Origin of the sequence: Bacillus sp. Root131 (assembly GCF_001429475.1) — a bacterium.
Taxonomy (GTDB): Bacteria; Bacillota; Bacilli; order Bacillales; family Bacillaceae_G; genus Bacillus_A; species Bacillus_A thuringiensis_S.
Genome location: NZ_LMJQ01000001.1, coordinates 842,967 through 858,501, shown reverse-complemented (window position 1 = coordinate 858,501; position 15,535 = coordinate 842,967). Strand labels below are relative to the sequence as shown.

Here is a 15,535-nt window from a genome sequence, read left to right as displayed (position 1 = left end):
TAACTTTTTTTACATGTCCTTTGCTAGACTCACAATTTTTATATTTAAAGTGAATTATTTGCAATCACAATTATGTTTTTTAAAATCAATTACCATACGCCCTTGAATTCTACCTTGTTCCATTTCTTCGAATACATTTTGTACTTTATCTAGCGAACAAGTTTGAACAACCGGCACTACTTTTCCTTCTGCCCCAAACATAAACGCCTCTTCCAAATCTTTACGAGTACCAACTAGAGAACCAACTACTTCAATTCCATCCAGTACAAGTCGCGGGATGTTTAAGTCCATTGTTTCTACTGGTAGCCCTACTGCAACTACTTTACCGCAAGCACGTACTGCATCAACTGCTGAGTTAAAGGCTACTTTAGAGACTGCTGTTACTACCGCAGCATAAGCGCCACCAAGCTCCTCTTGAACAATTTTATCAGCAGGACCTTGAGAAATTGGATTGATAGTCATATCAGCACCAACTTCTTTCGCTAAGGCTAATTTGTCGTCATTAATGTCTACTGCGATTACCTTTGCACCAAATACATTTTTAGCATATTGGATAGCTAAGTTACCTAATCCACCGCAGCCATAGATTACAATAGGTTGACCAGGTTTAATATCTGATACTTTAATAGCTTTATATGTAGTTACACCAGCACATGTAATTGATGATGCTTGAGCAGGATCTAATCCTTCTGGTACTTTTACCGCATAATCAGCTGTAACGATACATTGTTCAGCCATACCACCATCTACTGAATAACCTGCGTTTTTAACTTCACGGCAAAATGTTTCTCTACCAGTTACGCAATATTCACAACGTCCACAAGATTGGAACATCCATGCAATACTTACACGGTCACCTATCTTTAGCGAATTAACATCATCAGCTATTTTCGTAACAATACCTACACCCTCATGACCAAGAATACGGCCATCAGTGTTACCAAAATCATGATTCGCAACGTGTAAATCAGTGTGGCAAACTCCACAATACTCTACATCTACTAACGCTTCACCTGAGCGTAACGGACGTAATTCTTTTTCAACCACTTCGATGTTTGCTTTGCTGTTTTTATTAACCACTACTGCTTTCATATGTGATCTCCCCTTTAGTGTTCTAGCGTTTTAATGAGTTTATCTCACAACTACTTTCCTCACTACTTTGGCTAGTTACCGTACCAAATTTAAGTATTCAATCATCATTACATGTTCATCATAACATGACACTTCATAAACAAATTGTGAAATTATGAACAATATTTGAATCATTACACAAATCGGTCTTTATTTTTAATTTTTAAAAATGAGAGTTTATCACTGACTATATGTAAGTCATACATTTCTAAAAGAAAATAAATTAACAAACTTCTCAACGATAAAAAAAAGCTCTTTACTCAATATTTTCTACATTTAAACACTTAGTTTCACAGTAATAGCCTTTACCGCCAACATAAACTTTTTCTATTTTATTTTTGCTATTGGTTGCTAATTTAACTAATATTTCGGAAGGCGAGTGTAAAGAATAACCTTGTTCAAATACATAGACTTCTTTTTGCAAATAGTGCTGTTCATAAAGGTAGCAAGCTAATGCACCGTTTGAAGTTCCAGTCGCTGCTTCTTCATTAATGTCGTATAGTGGAGCAAAATTTCTGCATATAATTCGATTGTCATTAAAAGTATATAGATGCATCCCAACAACATTATAATACTTGCTGATTTCTTTAATTTTTTCAAAATTAGGTTGCAGTGCATGTAATTGTGTTTCGCTTTTTATAGGAATTAAAATATCTTTTAAGCCCGTGGAGACAATTTGGATTGGGTATTTATTGTCTATATCTTTAATGTCAAAACAGTCGGTGAACTCATTTGGAGATACAACATCATAGAATATCGGTTTATTTTGTTCCATGAATATGATGTCATCTGTTATGGTAATAGTAAGAACACCGCTGTTCGTTTCAATCGTATAGCGATTCTTGAAAATTTTATTTAAATGCATCAGTATCGCGAAAGAGCCAATTGTGGCATGACCACATAAATCAACTTCTTCTTTTGGAGTAAAATACTCAAATTTATAATCAGCAATTTCAGATTCTGATATAAATGCGGTTTCCGCATAACCCAGTTGTTTCGCTATTGTCATTTTTTGAGTAGTGGTCAATGTATTTGTATTCTCAATAAATACCACTCCTGCTTTATTTCCGCCTTTATGATCCTTGCTAAATGCACTTGCAACATAAACGGATATTTTCATAAGACACCTTCCTCACTTATAGTAAATTATATATAGAAAGCACTACATATAAATGTAATTGGATAAATTATCCATATAATACGAGACAAACTATTTTTAGCATTTGAACTCTCCAAAAATAGTTTGTCTACAGTCTGAAAGCTCTTCATTTGAAGAGCTTTTTTATATTCGCTTCATCGAAATCGTTTCACGTATACTTTGTAAATTTTTAAGCGTTTCCTCTTGTCGCTGCAACGACAACCCTACATACAAAGTATCTAATAAGCTTAACTGTGCTAATCGTGATGAACTTGCTTCTGTGCGGAACTCAGTCTCACGTGTTGATGTATATAACGTTATATCAGCAAGTTGACTTAATGCTGATTTCTTATAGCTCGTAATCGCAATAATTTTGGCCCCTCTTGCTTTCGCTACTTCTAATGCTTCAAGTAATCCTTTATTGCTACCAGAGTGAGAAATGCCAATAACAACTGAATTTTTCGAGAGTAAACCTGCTCCCATAATTTGAAAATGCGAATCAGTATGAGCGATACAAGAAATACCCGTTCTCATAAACTTATGATACGCATCCATCGCAATAATACCAGAGCCACCATTTCCATAAAACTCAATTCGACTTGCTTCTTGCAAGGCTCGTACAGCCTGCTCAAGTGCTGTTTCATTTAGCAAATGTAAAGTATCTTGCAGTCCTGTAATATGCGAATGAAAAACTTTTTTAGCAACAGTTACCATACTATCTTCTGCTGATACCTCTTCATGAATATTTTGCATTGGTGTATGTACAATTTCACGGGCTAATGTAATCTTTAAATCTTGAAAACCTTGCAAACCAAGGTGTTTACATAAGCGGAATATCGTAGCTTCGGAACTATTCGTAACTTCAGCTAATTCTGTAATAGATTTATGTACAACATCTTGTGGATGTTTCAAAATATGTTCGGCAATACTTCGCAATTTCGGTGATAAACCATTTAACGAAGCCTGAATCTTTCCAATCCCACTTCTTGTACCAGGCATAGCATATCTTCCCCTTCCATCGTAGCTTTATCCTGTAAAAATCGATTAGTTAAACTAATCATCAGTGGGGATGGTCCCCCCTGATTAGAGTTTCACTTTATTGTACCTAATTATTAAAAGAAGAAAAACCTATATTAGGGATTACTATAAATTTTAATTGCTCCTATGTATTCTGTCATACGATATAACAGAATTATTCATACTTATGAATAATTCTCCCCATGTTTCACTGCGTATAATGCGGCTTGCGTACGATCATCCACTTCCAATTTAGCTAAAACGTTTGAAACGTGTGTTTTCACAGTTTGTTCTGTAATATGAAGTTCTGCTGCAATCTCCTTGTTGCTTCTTCCTTTCGCAATTTCACGAAGTACCTCTTGCTCTCTTTTCGTTAACATTGAAAAAGGATTTTCTATTTCCTTCTTTACTGCGGAACGCCCCATTAATGCAGGTGTTACTTTCGGGTGAAAATTCGCATTTCCTTGATGTACTGCAATAATAGAAGCGACAAGTTGCTCAGGTTGTACTTCTTTTAATTGATAACCATCTGCTCCAGCTTCAAGTGCTGGTATAACATAATCTTGCTCTGAAAAACTACTTAATATAAGTACCTTTATCGTCTCATCGTATTGCTTTAGACGTTTTGTCGCCTCAATTCCATCCATTTTCGGCATTGATACATCCATTAGTACGACATCTGGTTTTTCTTTTTGCACGAAATGTAATGCCTCTTCGCCATTTTCCGCTTCCCCAATAATTTCAAATTCTCCTCTCGTTTTCAAAAAGAATACAAGTCCTCTTCGAACGATATGATGATCCTCAACTAATAGCAATTTAATCTTCAATCTTATTCTCCCCTTCAAATCGGCAATTGAATTTCTATTTTTGTACCCTTTCTCAGCTCTGTTATAATTTGAAACGATCCCTTCATTAATTGAATACGTTCCTTCATACTTTTCAGGCCAAGTGCTGACTCCCTTACTTGATCTTGTATAAATCCTATTCCATTATCTTCTATGTAAAAAAATAACTGGTTATTTTCTATTTTTAAAAGAACATGTACCTTTTCACACGAAGCATGCTTTTTACAATTATGTAGCGCCTCTTGGCTAATACGCCATAAAACTTCTTCTATTTCATCCCCAATTGAAACCATCCCATCAATTCGAACTTCCACTTGAACTCCTAACAACTTCCCGTAATTTTGAATTGCTTCTGCTAATCCTTTCTCTAATCCTTCAGGTCTTAATTGCCAAATTAATAACGTCATCTCTTGTAATGCTTCTTGTGATAATTCTCCAATATAACTTAACATCTCTTGCAATTCTCTATCTTGCGTCATATTCAAAGTACCTTTTGCTGTTAGCATAATAGAAAATAACAATTGTTTTACTGAATCATGTAAATCACGTGCAAGTCGATTTCTTTCCGCTACCACTACATATTTACGTTCTTTCTCAACTAATTGAATACGTTGTATTGTCGTTCCAATTTGAAATGCAATTGATTCTAATAACGCTAACTCTTCCTCAGAAAAATGTGTCTTATGAGGCGCGGCTACATTTAATAGGCCAAATTTCTCTGATCCAGACCTAAGCGGAATTGTCGCATGATGTGTAACATCTTCTGTCTCTCCCCAATTACATTCAATTGCATCTTCTATTCGCTTACATTCAATAATATTAGTCGCTTTTTCTAATCTCCCATTCACAAAACGTTCTACACACCAACAGTTTCCTTCACACATCGGCTTCTTCTCTTGCCACGTAAGAGCCTCTGGTAAATTTTCGTCTACAAGCATGCTATGCTTTCCACTTTCATCAATAAAGAATATCCACCCTGTTTGTAAATTCATTACTTGTAACAATGTATGCAACACTTTTTCTAACATATCCTGTAAGTTTGTTGCTTCATTTAATAATTCAGCAATTTCTTTTAATGCTTCTAAACGATGCATCTCTTTTTCTTCAAAGTTCATTCTCATCACCAACTACAATTATAACATTAAGAAATTTCTAAATTCTATAAATAAAAAAAGAACCGAATTCCTTCAGCCCTTTCTTTATATCAATCATTTTATTATTGTTATTCTATCCAATGTTGGAATCAGAATTTTTGTTAACAAGCGATTCTACTTTAGCTGTCCGATAAAGATTTTCCACCATGAATATGCTGTAAACTTTCAGTAGTAACAACCATATTCGCTGCCGGCATTTGCACTTGATTCTTATGGAATATAGACATTAATTCAAATCTTACTTGTCTAGAAGTTTCAAAATAATCTTCTGGCTTTATTAAACCTGTAATACAAAATTCATAGCCAACATATTTCAGGTTAGGATTTAAGTCTGTAACACCGACGTATTTAAATGGTTCAACAGCCTCATCCTCTACTCTATAAAGAGTTTGATCCAATTTTTCATTGCATATAACACATACTTCTTCTAACAATTCCTTCACTCTTGTTGGATCTTCCTGATAACTTACCGTGATACGTTCAATTACACGCATCCATCCTTTATTAAAATTTTGTATCGTTCTAATCTCTCCGTGTGGGATGGTAAGTAATTTTCCTGACCATTCACGTATTTGCATAAAACGAATACTAATCTCTTCAATAGTTCCTGAATTTGTTCCGTTAAAAGTTACAAAATCACCAACTCGAAACTCTTTGTCCGCTAATCTTGCAAAGCCTAATATAACATCTTTTAGCATCTGTTGTGCAGCAAAACCGATGACAACTCCAGCTATCCCTGCACCTGCAATAATACTTTTTATATCTACAAATTGGCTAATTAAATATATGATAAGACTGATGATAATGATATATCTAAAAATAGATCGAATTACACTTTGAATTGTCTGCTCTACCTCTTCATCAAAAAAGCTTGATTTCCTAAAAAACCAATCAATAATACGGTTTATTACAAACGAAATAATGATTAAAACTAAAGCAAATAGCAAAAATCTTAAAAGTAAAAACTCCCTTACATAATTAAAAAATTCTTCAGTATACGTTAATAAACTCATCCATCCACTTCCTTAACTAATAAAAATTCTATACAAAGCCGCTATATTTTTTAAATTCATTAGACATTCTTCTATAAATATACCCTTTTTCATAACCTAAAGGGAGCTGGCAATTGAAATTTTTTATGACTTTACTTTAAAACTACACTACTCATCTCAACAAAAGGAAAACATTTACATTATATCGAATAGTTCATTTGAAAATATTATTACTCACGGAGGTTACAACCAATGGGATATATTGAAGAACTAAGAGAAGTTGTTGGATCAAGGCCACTCAATTTAGCAGGCGTTGCGGTAGCTGTTTTCAATGAACAAGGACAAATATTACTACAACAAAGGCGAAATGGCATGTGGGGTGTCCCAGGAGGTTTTGTGGAACTTGGTGAATCTACAGAAGAAGCTGGAAGACGAGAAGTACTTGAAGAAACAGGAATTGAAATTGGTACACTTCAGCTGGTAAGTGTATTTTCAGGTAAAGAATTTTTTGTGAAATTACCGAACGGAGATGAATTTTACCCTATGACAATCGCTTACCTTTGCAAAGATATTACAGGTGGCTCGCTACAAGCTGATCGAGTCGAATCATTACATGTACAGTTTTTTAATTTAAATGAGCTACCACAAAATATTAGTCCATTCATAAAAAAATTAATTGAGCAAAATGTCGTCTCGGTTTAAACGCAAAAAAGAGACCTTTTTAAAGGCCTCTTTTTCATTTCACTTCTGCATGTAAACAAGATTTAAAATGTCCAAGTGCAAATTCATGCCCTTGCGCATTAAAAGATGCAACTGCCTTTTCATAAACAACAATTTTAAATCCTTTATTATACGCATCTACTGCTGTATGAAGAACGCAAATATCAGTACAAACACCTACAAGATGAACTTCTTCTATTCCTCTTTCTCTTAACTTCATCTCTAAATCTGTTCCAGCAAACGCACTGTATCGCGTTTTATCCATATAATATACATTCTCAGCATTTTTATATGTTTCGTATACTTCTTGTAACTCACCGAATAAGTCTCTACCATTTGTACCTGCTATATTATGAGGAGGGAATAATTTCGCTTCGGGATGATATTCATCATTTTCTTCATGTTTATCAATTGCAAACACTACGTAATCTCCATTTTCAATATATTGCTTCGTTATATGTACAATTTCCTGTTCGATTTCTTGACCTGGTTTTCCGCAAGTTAAAGCGCCTTTTTCCGCTACAAAATCATATGTATAATCAATATTAATAAGAGCTCGTTTCATAACTACTATCTCCCCTTCTCCTGTTTCACAGTAAACAATAGAAAATTTGTTATTACGACATCGTATGTACTATTCGACATTTCAAATGAAATACCTACATTTTTCTTGTAAAACTTATCTTAATCAAAGTTTATCATAAAACAGGCACACAATGACAAAACATATACTTCCCATTAACAAGTCATAAGTTTGATAATTAAACGTAAGTTGATTAACGTCTTGTATAGTAACCCAAATTACTGACATGATTATACTAATCAAGAAGATACGAACATATCGATTCATACCTTCAACCTTTTTCTCCATCATAGTAGTAACAAGTGATTCCTTACTGCTTAATCGTACTAGAAAACGAAATAAATTATTCCCTATTACACCATTCCATCCAAACAAAAAAGCACACTACTTTTTTGAGTAATGTACTTTTTATTCTGATTAAGACGCAGGCTTTGTCTCAAATGTTGCTTGATTAAAACTAATAACCTTTCCTTTCGGGTCATTGTTTTCATACTGAACTGCAGTAATTGTATGACTACCTGTTTCCAGCGTCTTTTCTTTTAATTGTACTGTTGTCTGTGTTGTACTAGTTACTTGATGTTTATCTGTATACATTTGATCTACAAATATGAATGTTTCTTTATCACTTTGAAAATTAGAAAGTTCTAATTCAACTTGCTGAATTAAAGTATCCTTTTTGATGAATACAGTCGGTATATTTCCATTTTCAGAAGTACCATCTGGAGTAATAACTTTTACTTTCCCTTCTCCAATTGACATTGCGCCTTCAGGAAATACAACCATATTCTCATCACTTGCGTTTACAACTTGTTCTTCCTGTTTTGATTGCGCGTCCTCTTTTTCCTGTGGAGCACCGCAACCTACTAATAACAATACAGACAATCCAGTGATTATGAATTTTTTCAAAATTCATCCCCCCTGTCATTTGATTATAATTTATTATACAAAAATAACTTTTAAAACTTTTATGAACATATAGAAGCTTGCTCACGATTAATGTATCATACTTTCCTTAATAGAACATTAATTTTTTTTATGAAATAAATAGTAATTCCTTCTTATTTATCATTTTAGCCCAACAAATCGATATAATACCCGCTCCAAAATAAAAAGACATTGATATGTCCAATGTCTTTTTATTTTGCACTTTAAAAAACAAATGTTGTGATTTCTTCTACTTCTTTTCTTGGAAGTTTTTTTGGCTTATCTTTCGGAAATCCGAGTGAAATAACCATATTTATTTGTTTTTCAGGCTCAATTTGTAAATATTGGCGCAGTTCATCTTGAGCTAGCAATACTGGCCCTGTCATTGGACAAGTACCAAGTCCCTTTGCATGTGCAGCTAACATTAAGTTTTGTGCCGCTAAACAGCTACTCTTAATCCCTTCTTCTTCCCAAACTGAATCTGGAACAAAAGCAATGGGATCAAATATCTTTTCACGAAACTTTGATTCATATGGTGTTGCCAAGCATACGATTAATACTGGTGCCTCAGAGAAAGCTGTCGCATATGGTCCGAAAGAACGCGTAAGTAATTTCCCTGCTTTCTCTTCTCCATTATCTGTTGCTTTTGCCGCAAGTTTATGTAAAGCATCCCATGTCATTTGTTCAATTTCTTTAATCTTCTCTCGGTTCATAATGACCAAGAATTCCCACGTTTGTGAGTTCGTATCGCTCGGTGCATAACGAGCACAATCAATTATTTCTTTTATATCATTAGTAGATACTTCTTGTTCTGTGAACTTTCTAACACTTCGTCTTCCGTGAATTACTTCTTTAAAACCTTCATAATTCATACATTAAATCCCCTTTTTACAGCGTTTTCAAATCTTTTCCTACGCTTGAATTATATCATGAAAAAAAGCTGAAGGAATATCAGCTTTTTTCTTCAATATTAGTTCATAACTTTAAACAATCTAATACTTTCTTCATATGCCACTTGGAGTTTCTTTGTAATTGGTCCTCTTTCGCCGTTTCCAAACTGTTCATCACCAATTTGAACGACTGGGAATATTTCAAGCGGCGTCGCTGTAAAGAAGCACTCATCAGCCTCATATACTTCTTGTAATGAAAACTCTCGTTCCTCTACTTCGATATGTAACTCTTTCGCTAATGTAATAACATAGTGCCGCGTAATGCCCTGTAGAATGAAATTGTCAGCCGGATGTGTAATCAATTTATTATTTTTCACCATAAAGAAATTCGAATGACACCCTTCAGTCACAATGCCATCTCGTACTAATATTGCTTCTTGATACCCTTGTTCATTTATTTTATTTTTAATCATGATATTTGGTAAAAGATTTAATGATTTTATATGGCAAAACTTCCACCTGATGTCCTCTTCTACCGTTACCTTAATCCCTGCCTTCATTGAAGCAACTGGTCTTGGGAACGAAACAAGATTTGCAAAATATGTCGGTTGTAAATCTGATTCATATACATGATTGCGTGGTTGTGCACCTCTTGATATTTGTAAATATACATTCCCATCTTCTTGAAATTGATTTTTTTCAATCATTTGATGTAACTCTTCCACTAATTCTTCCTTCGTAAATGGTGGAATTAGTTTTATTTCTGCCATAGAGTTAAAGAATCGTTCCAAATGTAAATCTAATAAATGAGGCTTGCCATCGTATAGTCTAAATACTTCATAAATACCATCACCAAATTGGAAGCCGCGCTCTTCTAATGCGACCATCGGCTGTTCTTCCTTCGTATTAATCATTCTCCCATTAAACAAGATCCACTCTTTATGAGTAGCTTTCATTCTTCCCCACTCCTTTATCACATGATTGATTTTATTGTACAACTTATGTCACCCTTAAAGAAGGAATTTTCTGTATTTTCACGAACAAAAAATTCATCACTTCGTAAAAGTGATGTATTTTATCATTTATTTAAGGAAATATTTTTCAATATCATCTAACATAAGATTCGCAGCTTTAATACCGCCTGCTGTATTCCAGATTACTTCATCCACTTGGAATACTTTATTATTTTTAGAAGCCTGTAGTTGCTTAAAGAGTGGATCTTCTGTCCATTCCTTTGCTAACGAATTTCCTTCATTATTCTTATCTGCATCTTTATCAGACGTGAAATAAAATAAGTAGTCCCCGTCCATATTTGGAATTTGCTCTTTTGTAATTCCTTTTATCGCAAAATCATCTTTATCTTGTAATGGTGGTCGTTTAAATCCAATATCATTTAAAACAACTCCCGAGAATGAGTTTTTTTGATAAATACGAACATCACCTGGCACGAAACGAATAATAGAAACTTTAGAATTCAATTTATCGCCTAACTTCTCTTTCATTCCTTCAATACGTTTTTTATAATCATCAAGAGCTTTTTGCCCTTCTTTTTCTTTATTTACAGCTTTTGTATAAAGCGTAAAGTTTTCTTTCCAATCACCGCGTAATGTTTCTGCATAAACAGTTGGTGCGATTTCTTTTAGCTGATCATATATTTTTTCGTGACGCATTTTATTTCCGATAATTAAATCTGGCTTAAGCTTCATTACTGCTTCTAAATTAATATCACGTTCAGTTCCTACAACTTCCGTATTTTTTAATTCTTTCGCTACATGAGGGTACCATTCATCACCAGCACGTGGTTTCGTAGTCCCCACTGGCGTTGCGCCCACAGCTAGGAGAGCCTCTGCACCTTCATTTGTTAAAACAACAACAACTTTTTTAGGTGTACCATTTACTGTCGTTTCGCCCATTGCATGCTTGACCGTATATGAATCTTTTGCTTTAGCTGATATATCATTTTCTTTTTTCTCTTCTTTACTACATCCTGCAATTACAACCATGAGTATCATAATGCAGAACATAATTAGTTTTTTAGTATGTATCATATGTCCTCCCTAGATGAAATCGATTATCATTAACAATTAAAGATTAATGTATACTACATACATTGTCAATGTATATCAGAAAACTTTTTTAATATATACCATTTCGATTCTATTGGCTTTTCTAATGTTTCTTTTTAACATATAGTGTATAAGTATGAAAATTTATGTTGTTATTACAATGCGTATCTGAGTTATACATAACAAAGATACGCATCCATATTGCATTATCATTTTAATTCCTAATATTGAGTATACTTAATATACGATGGATCATTATATACCCACTGATTTCCACCAAGGTTTAACCAGCCATTTTCATTTATATATACTAAATAAGATTCTGGAGGATTTAATTGACGGATAACTGCAGATGTAGTTGATGGACCACTTCTTAAATTTACATTCATCCCTTGTATATATGCAACCCCAATCGGACTTCCATCACTATTGCTTGTCTTTACAAAATTAATGTAAGAAGGATCATTATACACCCATTGTCCATTCCCCAAATCTAACCATCCGTTACTTTCCTGATATACAACGTAAGATTCTGGAGAATTTAATTGACGAATAACTGAGGAAGAAGTTGATGGACCATTTCTTAAATTTACATTTTTCCCAAGGATATAAGCGATTCCCTTCGTTTGAGGTGTCGGTTGTGGGTTTGGAGGTTGTGGATTTGGAGCTACTCCAAAAATAGCCGCTATTCCATTTGCATACGCTTGACTTAGATCTTCAATAAATTGTGGATTTTTTAATAAATTTGCATCAAACGTTGTATCAATAAAGGCAGTCTCAGTTAAAATTGCATCCATTGCGGTTTCTCTTAATACCGCATAATTTTCTTTTTTTGCTCCTCGATCACGAAGACCGTATTTTGTTAATACAGGATTTACTGCTGTATGCATCTTTTGTTGCTTTGCATATGCAGTGCTGCTGTTGGATAACGCATTATAAATATAGCTTTCAAAACCTGTACCCCCGCCGCTATTAATATGAAATGAAATAAAATAATCCGCACCAAAAGCATTAGCAATATTAGCACGTTCCGATAAGGAAATAAACACGTCACTATCACGTGTCATTTTAATTGTAATTGGGTAATTTACCGTTAAAATATCTCGAACGCGTCTAGCAATTTGAAGCGTTAAGTTTTTTTCTACTAAGCCATTACCAACAGCACCAGAATCATATCCACCGTGCCCTGCGTCTATAACAAGTTTCATTTTACTACCCCGCCCCTTTCTTGTAATATGTTAGCATTGCTACTCGTCCTATTTTATGTGAAATGTACAAGTTCTGTTACAATCACAAATAAAAAAAACGCCTTATGTAAGGCGGTTTCTATCATCTTGCTTTAACCAATTTAAAATAAATATATACGATTGATAGTGAATATAACGTATGCAAAATAAAATAAATAAAAGTACTATTCCAACACCACTATAAAGTAAACCGAACTTTAAAAAAACATTCACAAGTGGTGGAAAGTTCATTATATTTTGTAATGTACTAAGCATACAAAATATAATGAAAAAGACAGGGACGTATTGTAATTCATACGGCTTTCTTTTCTTAATCATTCTTTTCCGAATGATTATATGACATAGTTCTGCTACTATAAAGCACCCTCCAATTAATACAAGACCAGAAGTCATTGTCATACATCCACCTGCCTTATATTTATTGTATCGCATAAATAATCATCGTTATATTTTCTTCACATACGCTCCATCTTCTGAAGTAAAGCCAAAACTCTCTATGAAAGAATGCGCTTTTTCTGTTAATTCCTCTTGTAGCACTTTTATTTCTTTCACATTTCTTTGTTTCATCATTTCTTCAAATGTAAAATACGTATTTGTACCATAACCATAACCTTGGTAATCAAAATGAATAATTAGCTGTGATAAAACAGCTCGTTCCTCTTGAACACTATAATCTATTACACCAATATATGTATCATCAACTTTCACACAATACTGTACCTTTTTCTCACCTAAACTATGCGATTTAAACATTTCTTTAACAACGCTTTCATTTTCTATAGTAACTTTCTCAAACGTAATCATATGTTGTCCATCCTTTTACTATTATTGTATCAATAATACTTCCTATTTATGAAAAAAACCTTAAGACCGTATGCGATCTTAAGGTTTTTCTAATTACACTAAGCTATACGCACGTTTTGTTTCTTCATGGAACTTGTTCGTATCGTATTTATGCTCAACATAAATTTGGTGCCATACCATAAACGCAAGTACAGTCCAAATTTTACGGCTATAATCGCCTTTATCTGCACAATGTGCTTCCAGTAAGTTTAATACATACTGTTTGTCGATTAAATGCTCTGTCTTACTTTCGTTTATAATATTTATAGCCCAATCATGCATTTCGTCTTTTAACCAGTGACGAATTGGTACTGGGAATCCAAGTTTTTTACGATCTAATACGTGATCTGGAACGATTCCGCGTGCTGCTTCACGTAAAATAGCTTTCGTAGTTCCGTTAGCAATCTTAAGTTCAGTTGGAATTTTAGATGCAACATCGAATACTTCTTTATCTAAGAACGGTACACGAAGTTCTAATGAGTTTGCCATTGTCATTTTATCAGCTTTTAATAAAATGTCACCGCGTAACCATGTGAACATGTCAATGTACTGCATTTTACTTACATCATCATAATCTTTAATCTCGTTATACAATGGTTTCGTGATATCCATATAGTTAACACTTTCATTGTAATACTTCATTAATTCAGCTTTTTCTTCTTCACGGAAGATTTTCGCATTTCCATAGTAACGCTCTTCAATTGGTGTACATCCACGCTCTAGGAAGCTCTTACCTTTAAATCCTTCTTTAAGAGCACCACTCAATGCTTTTAGAACACTCTTACCTGGGCTAGGAATGTAAGAGAACATTTTTAGTGAGTTTGGCTCACGGTAAATGTTATAACCACCAAATAGCTCGTCTGCGCCTTCACCTGAAAGAACAACTGTTACATGTTTACGTGCTTCTTTAGCAACGAAGTACAATGGTACAGCTGCTGGATCAGCTAAAGGATCATCCATATGCCAAATGATTTTTGGGAACTCATCCATAAATTCTTTCGCTGAAATGAATACGTTATGGTTTTTAACGCCTAATTTCTCAGCAGTTTCTTTTGCAACATCAACTTCACTGAAACCACGTTGCTCAAAACCAACAGAGAATGTTAAAAGATTTGGATTCATTTCTCTTGCAATAGAAGCGATGATAGATGAATCGATACCACCAGATAAGAATGAACCTACTGGTACATCACTACGCATATGCACTTTTACTGAATCATATAGTACATCACGAATTGCTTGGATATGCTCCTCTTTCGTTGCACTTGAAGCATTGAAATAAGGTTTCCAGTAGCGATGGATTTCCATCTCTTTACCGATTTCTTTTACGAAATAATGACCAGGCTCGATTTTATTAACATCAATTGTTAATGTTTCTGGCTCTGGGCCATATTGGTACGTAAAATAATGTTGTAGTGACGTTGGATTAACGCCTTTATCTTCCATCACATGCATAATACTTTTCTTCTCAGATGCGAAGAATGTAGTATCACCTTGCTGTGCGATGTATAGAGGTTTAATACCGAAGTGGTCACGTGCACCGAAAAGTTTCTTCTCTTCACGATCCCAAATCATAAATGCAAACATACCACGAAGGTAGTCTACACATTTTTCTTTCATATGTGCATACAATGCAATAATAACTTCTGTATCAGATTGCGTTGCAAACGTTGCACCTTTTTCAAGTAACATTTCACGTAATTCTACATAGTTGTAAATTTCACCATTAAAAATAATTACATATCGATCATTTTCATAAGTTAGCGGCTGATGTCCTGCCTCTAAGTCAATGATACTTAAACGGCGGAAGCCAAATTGTACATGTTCATCACGAAAATATCCTTCGTCATCTGGACCACGGTGGAAAATCATCGTGTTCATATTTTCAAATTGATGTTTTTCTGTTTCTGAAAACTCTCTAGGGTTTTCACATAAACATCCTACAAAACCACACATACTTCTTACCCTCTTTCGGTTTTCATTCT

General features: G+C 34.2%; 16 protein-coding genes. 1 reads left to right on the top strand and 15 read right to left on the bottom strand.

What is annotated here, in order from left to right:
* Nucleotides 1-54 precede the first annotated feature (54 nt).
* From adhP to ASE54_RS04360, 6 genes are all read right to left on the bottom strand, one after another.
* Nucleotides 55-1,092: an alcohol dehydrogenase AdhP gene (adhP, locus tag ASE54_RS04385; protein ID WP_000649140.1), complete on the bottom strand. Its 1,038-nt coding sequence runs from the start codon at nucleotides 1,090-1,092 to the stop codon at nucleotides 55-57.
* 295 nt (nucleotides 1,093-1,387) lie between these two features.
* Nucleotides 1,388-2,251 carry a PhzF family phenazine biosynthesis protein gene (locus ASE54_RS04380; protein ID WP_000704327.1) on the bottom strand — a complete coding sequence of 288 codons (864 nt, stop codon included), beginning with the start codon at nucleotides 2,249-2,251 and terminating at the stop codon, nucleotides 1,388-1,390.
* 162 nt (nucleotides 2,252-2,413) lie between these two features.
* A complete protein-coding gene (locus ASE54_RS04375; protein ID WP_001119645.1) occupies nucleotides 2,414-3,268 on the bottom strand; it encodes a MurR/RpiR family transcriptional regulator in 855 nt (284 codons plus the stop codon).
* A 203-nt stretch (nucleotides 3,269-3,471) separates the two neighbouring features.
* Complete coding sequence (gene casR, locus ASE54_RS04370; protein WP_000694653.1) at nucleotides 3,472-4,113, bottom strand: two-component system response regulator CasR; 642 nt, start codon at nucleotides 4,111-4,113, stop codon at nucleotides 3,472-3,474.
* Nucleotides 4,114-4,127: 14 nt separating this feature from the next.
* Nucleotides 4,128-5,225: a two-component system sensor histidine kinase CasK gene (gene casK, locus ASE54_RS04365; protein ID WP_170264794.1), complete on the bottom strand. Its 1,098-nt coding sequence runs from the start codon at nucleotides 5,223-5,225 to the stop codon at nucleotides 4,128-4,130.
* A gap of 179 nt (nucleotides 5,226-5,404) precedes the next feature.
* Nucleotides 5,405-6,298, bottom strand: coding sequence for a mechanosensitive ion channel family protein (locus tag ASE54_RS04360; protein ID WP_000055428.1), 894 nt, complete (start codon nucleotides 6,296-6,298; stop codon nucleotides 5,405-5,407).
* A gap of 231 nt (nucleotides 6,299-6,529) precedes the next feature.
* Here ASE54_RS04360 and ASE54_RS04355 point away from each other — a divergent pair, with 231 nt between their 5' ends.
* Nucleotides 6,530-6,979 (top strand): NUDIX hydrolase, encoded by a 450-nt coding sequence (locus ASE54_RS04355; protein ID WP_000540506.1) that lies wholly within the window; start codon nucleotides 6,530-6,532, stop codon nucleotides 6,977-6,979.
* Between the two features lie 34 nt (nucleotides 6,980-7,013).
* Here the strand turns inward: ASE54_RS04355 and ASE54_RS04350 are convergent, their stop codons facing one another.
* The 9 genes from ASE54_RS04350 to asnB form a co-directional block, all read right to left on the bottom strand.
* A complete protein-coding gene (locus ASE54_RS04350) occupies nucleotides 7,014-7,562 on the bottom strand; it encodes an isochorismatase family cysteine hydrolase (protein ID WP_000816791.1) in 549 nt (182 codons plus the stop codon).
* A 435-nt stretch (nucleotides 7,563-7,997) separates the two neighbouring features.
* The gene (locus ASE54_RS04340) at nucleotides 7,998-8,486 is read right to left on the bottom strand and encodes a hypothetical protein (RefSeq protein WP_000713494.1); all 489 of its coding nucleotides are present in this window, start codon (nucleotides 8,484-8,486) and stop codon (nucleotides 7,998-8,000) included.
* Nucleotides 8,487-8,728: 242 nt separating this feature from the next.
* Nucleotides 8,729-9,376 (bottom strand): nitroreductase family protein, encoded by a 648-nt coding sequence (locus ASE54_RS04335; protein ID WP_001105348.1) that lies wholly within the window; start codon nucleotides 9,374-9,376, stop codon nucleotides 8,729-8,731.
* A gap of 98 nt (nucleotides 9,377-9,474) precedes the next feature.
* Nucleotides 9,475-10,350 carry a D-amino-acid transaminase gene (gene dat / locus ASE54_RS04330; RefSeq protein WP_000648395.1) on the bottom strand — a complete coding sequence of 292 codons (876 nt, stop codon included), beginning with the start codon at nucleotides 10,348-10,350 and terminating at the stop codon, nucleotides 9,475-9,477.
* 126 nt (nucleotides 10,351-10,476) lie between these two features.
* A complete protein-coding gene (locus ASE54_RS04325) occupies nucleotides 10,477-11,442 on the bottom strand; it encodes an iron-siderophore ABC transporter substrate-binding protein (protein ID WP_000581986.1) in 966 nt (321 codons plus the stop codon).
* 239 nt (nucleotides 11,443-11,681) lie between these two features.
* Nucleotides 11,682-12,668, bottom strand: a complete 987-nt coding sequence (locus ASE54_RS04320; RefSeq protein ID WP_000779884.1) for an N-acetylmuramoyl-L-alanine amidase — start codon at nucleotides 12,666-12,668, stop codon at nucleotides 11,682-11,684.
* Nucleotides 12,669-12,770: 102 nt separating this feature from the next.
* The gene (locus ASE54_RS04315; protein ID WP_000200457.1) at nucleotides 12,771-13,100 is read right to left on the bottom strand and encodes a hypothetical protein; all 330 of its coding nucleotides are present in this window, start codon (nucleotides 13,098-13,100) and stop codon (nucleotides 12,771-12,773) included.
* A 51-nt stretch (nucleotides 13,101-13,151) separates the two neighbouring features.
* Nucleotides 13,152-13,511 carry a GNAT family N-acetyltransferase gene (locus ASE54_RS04310; protein WP_000627501.1) on the bottom strand — a complete coding sequence of 120 codons (360 nt, stop codon included), beginning with the start codon at nucleotides 13,509-13,511 and terminating at the stop codon, nucleotides 13,152-13,154.
* Nucleotides 13,512-13,604: 93 nt separating this feature from the next.
* The gene (gene asnB / locus ASE54_RS04305) at nucleotides 13,605-15,506 is read right to left on the bottom strand and encodes an asparagine synthase (glutamine-hydrolyzing) (RefSeq protein ID WP_000333819.1); all 1,902 of its coding nucleotides are present in this window, start codon (nucleotides 15,504-15,506) and stop codon (nucleotides 13,605-13,607) included.
* Nucleotides 15,507-15,535 lie beyond the last annotated feature (29 nt).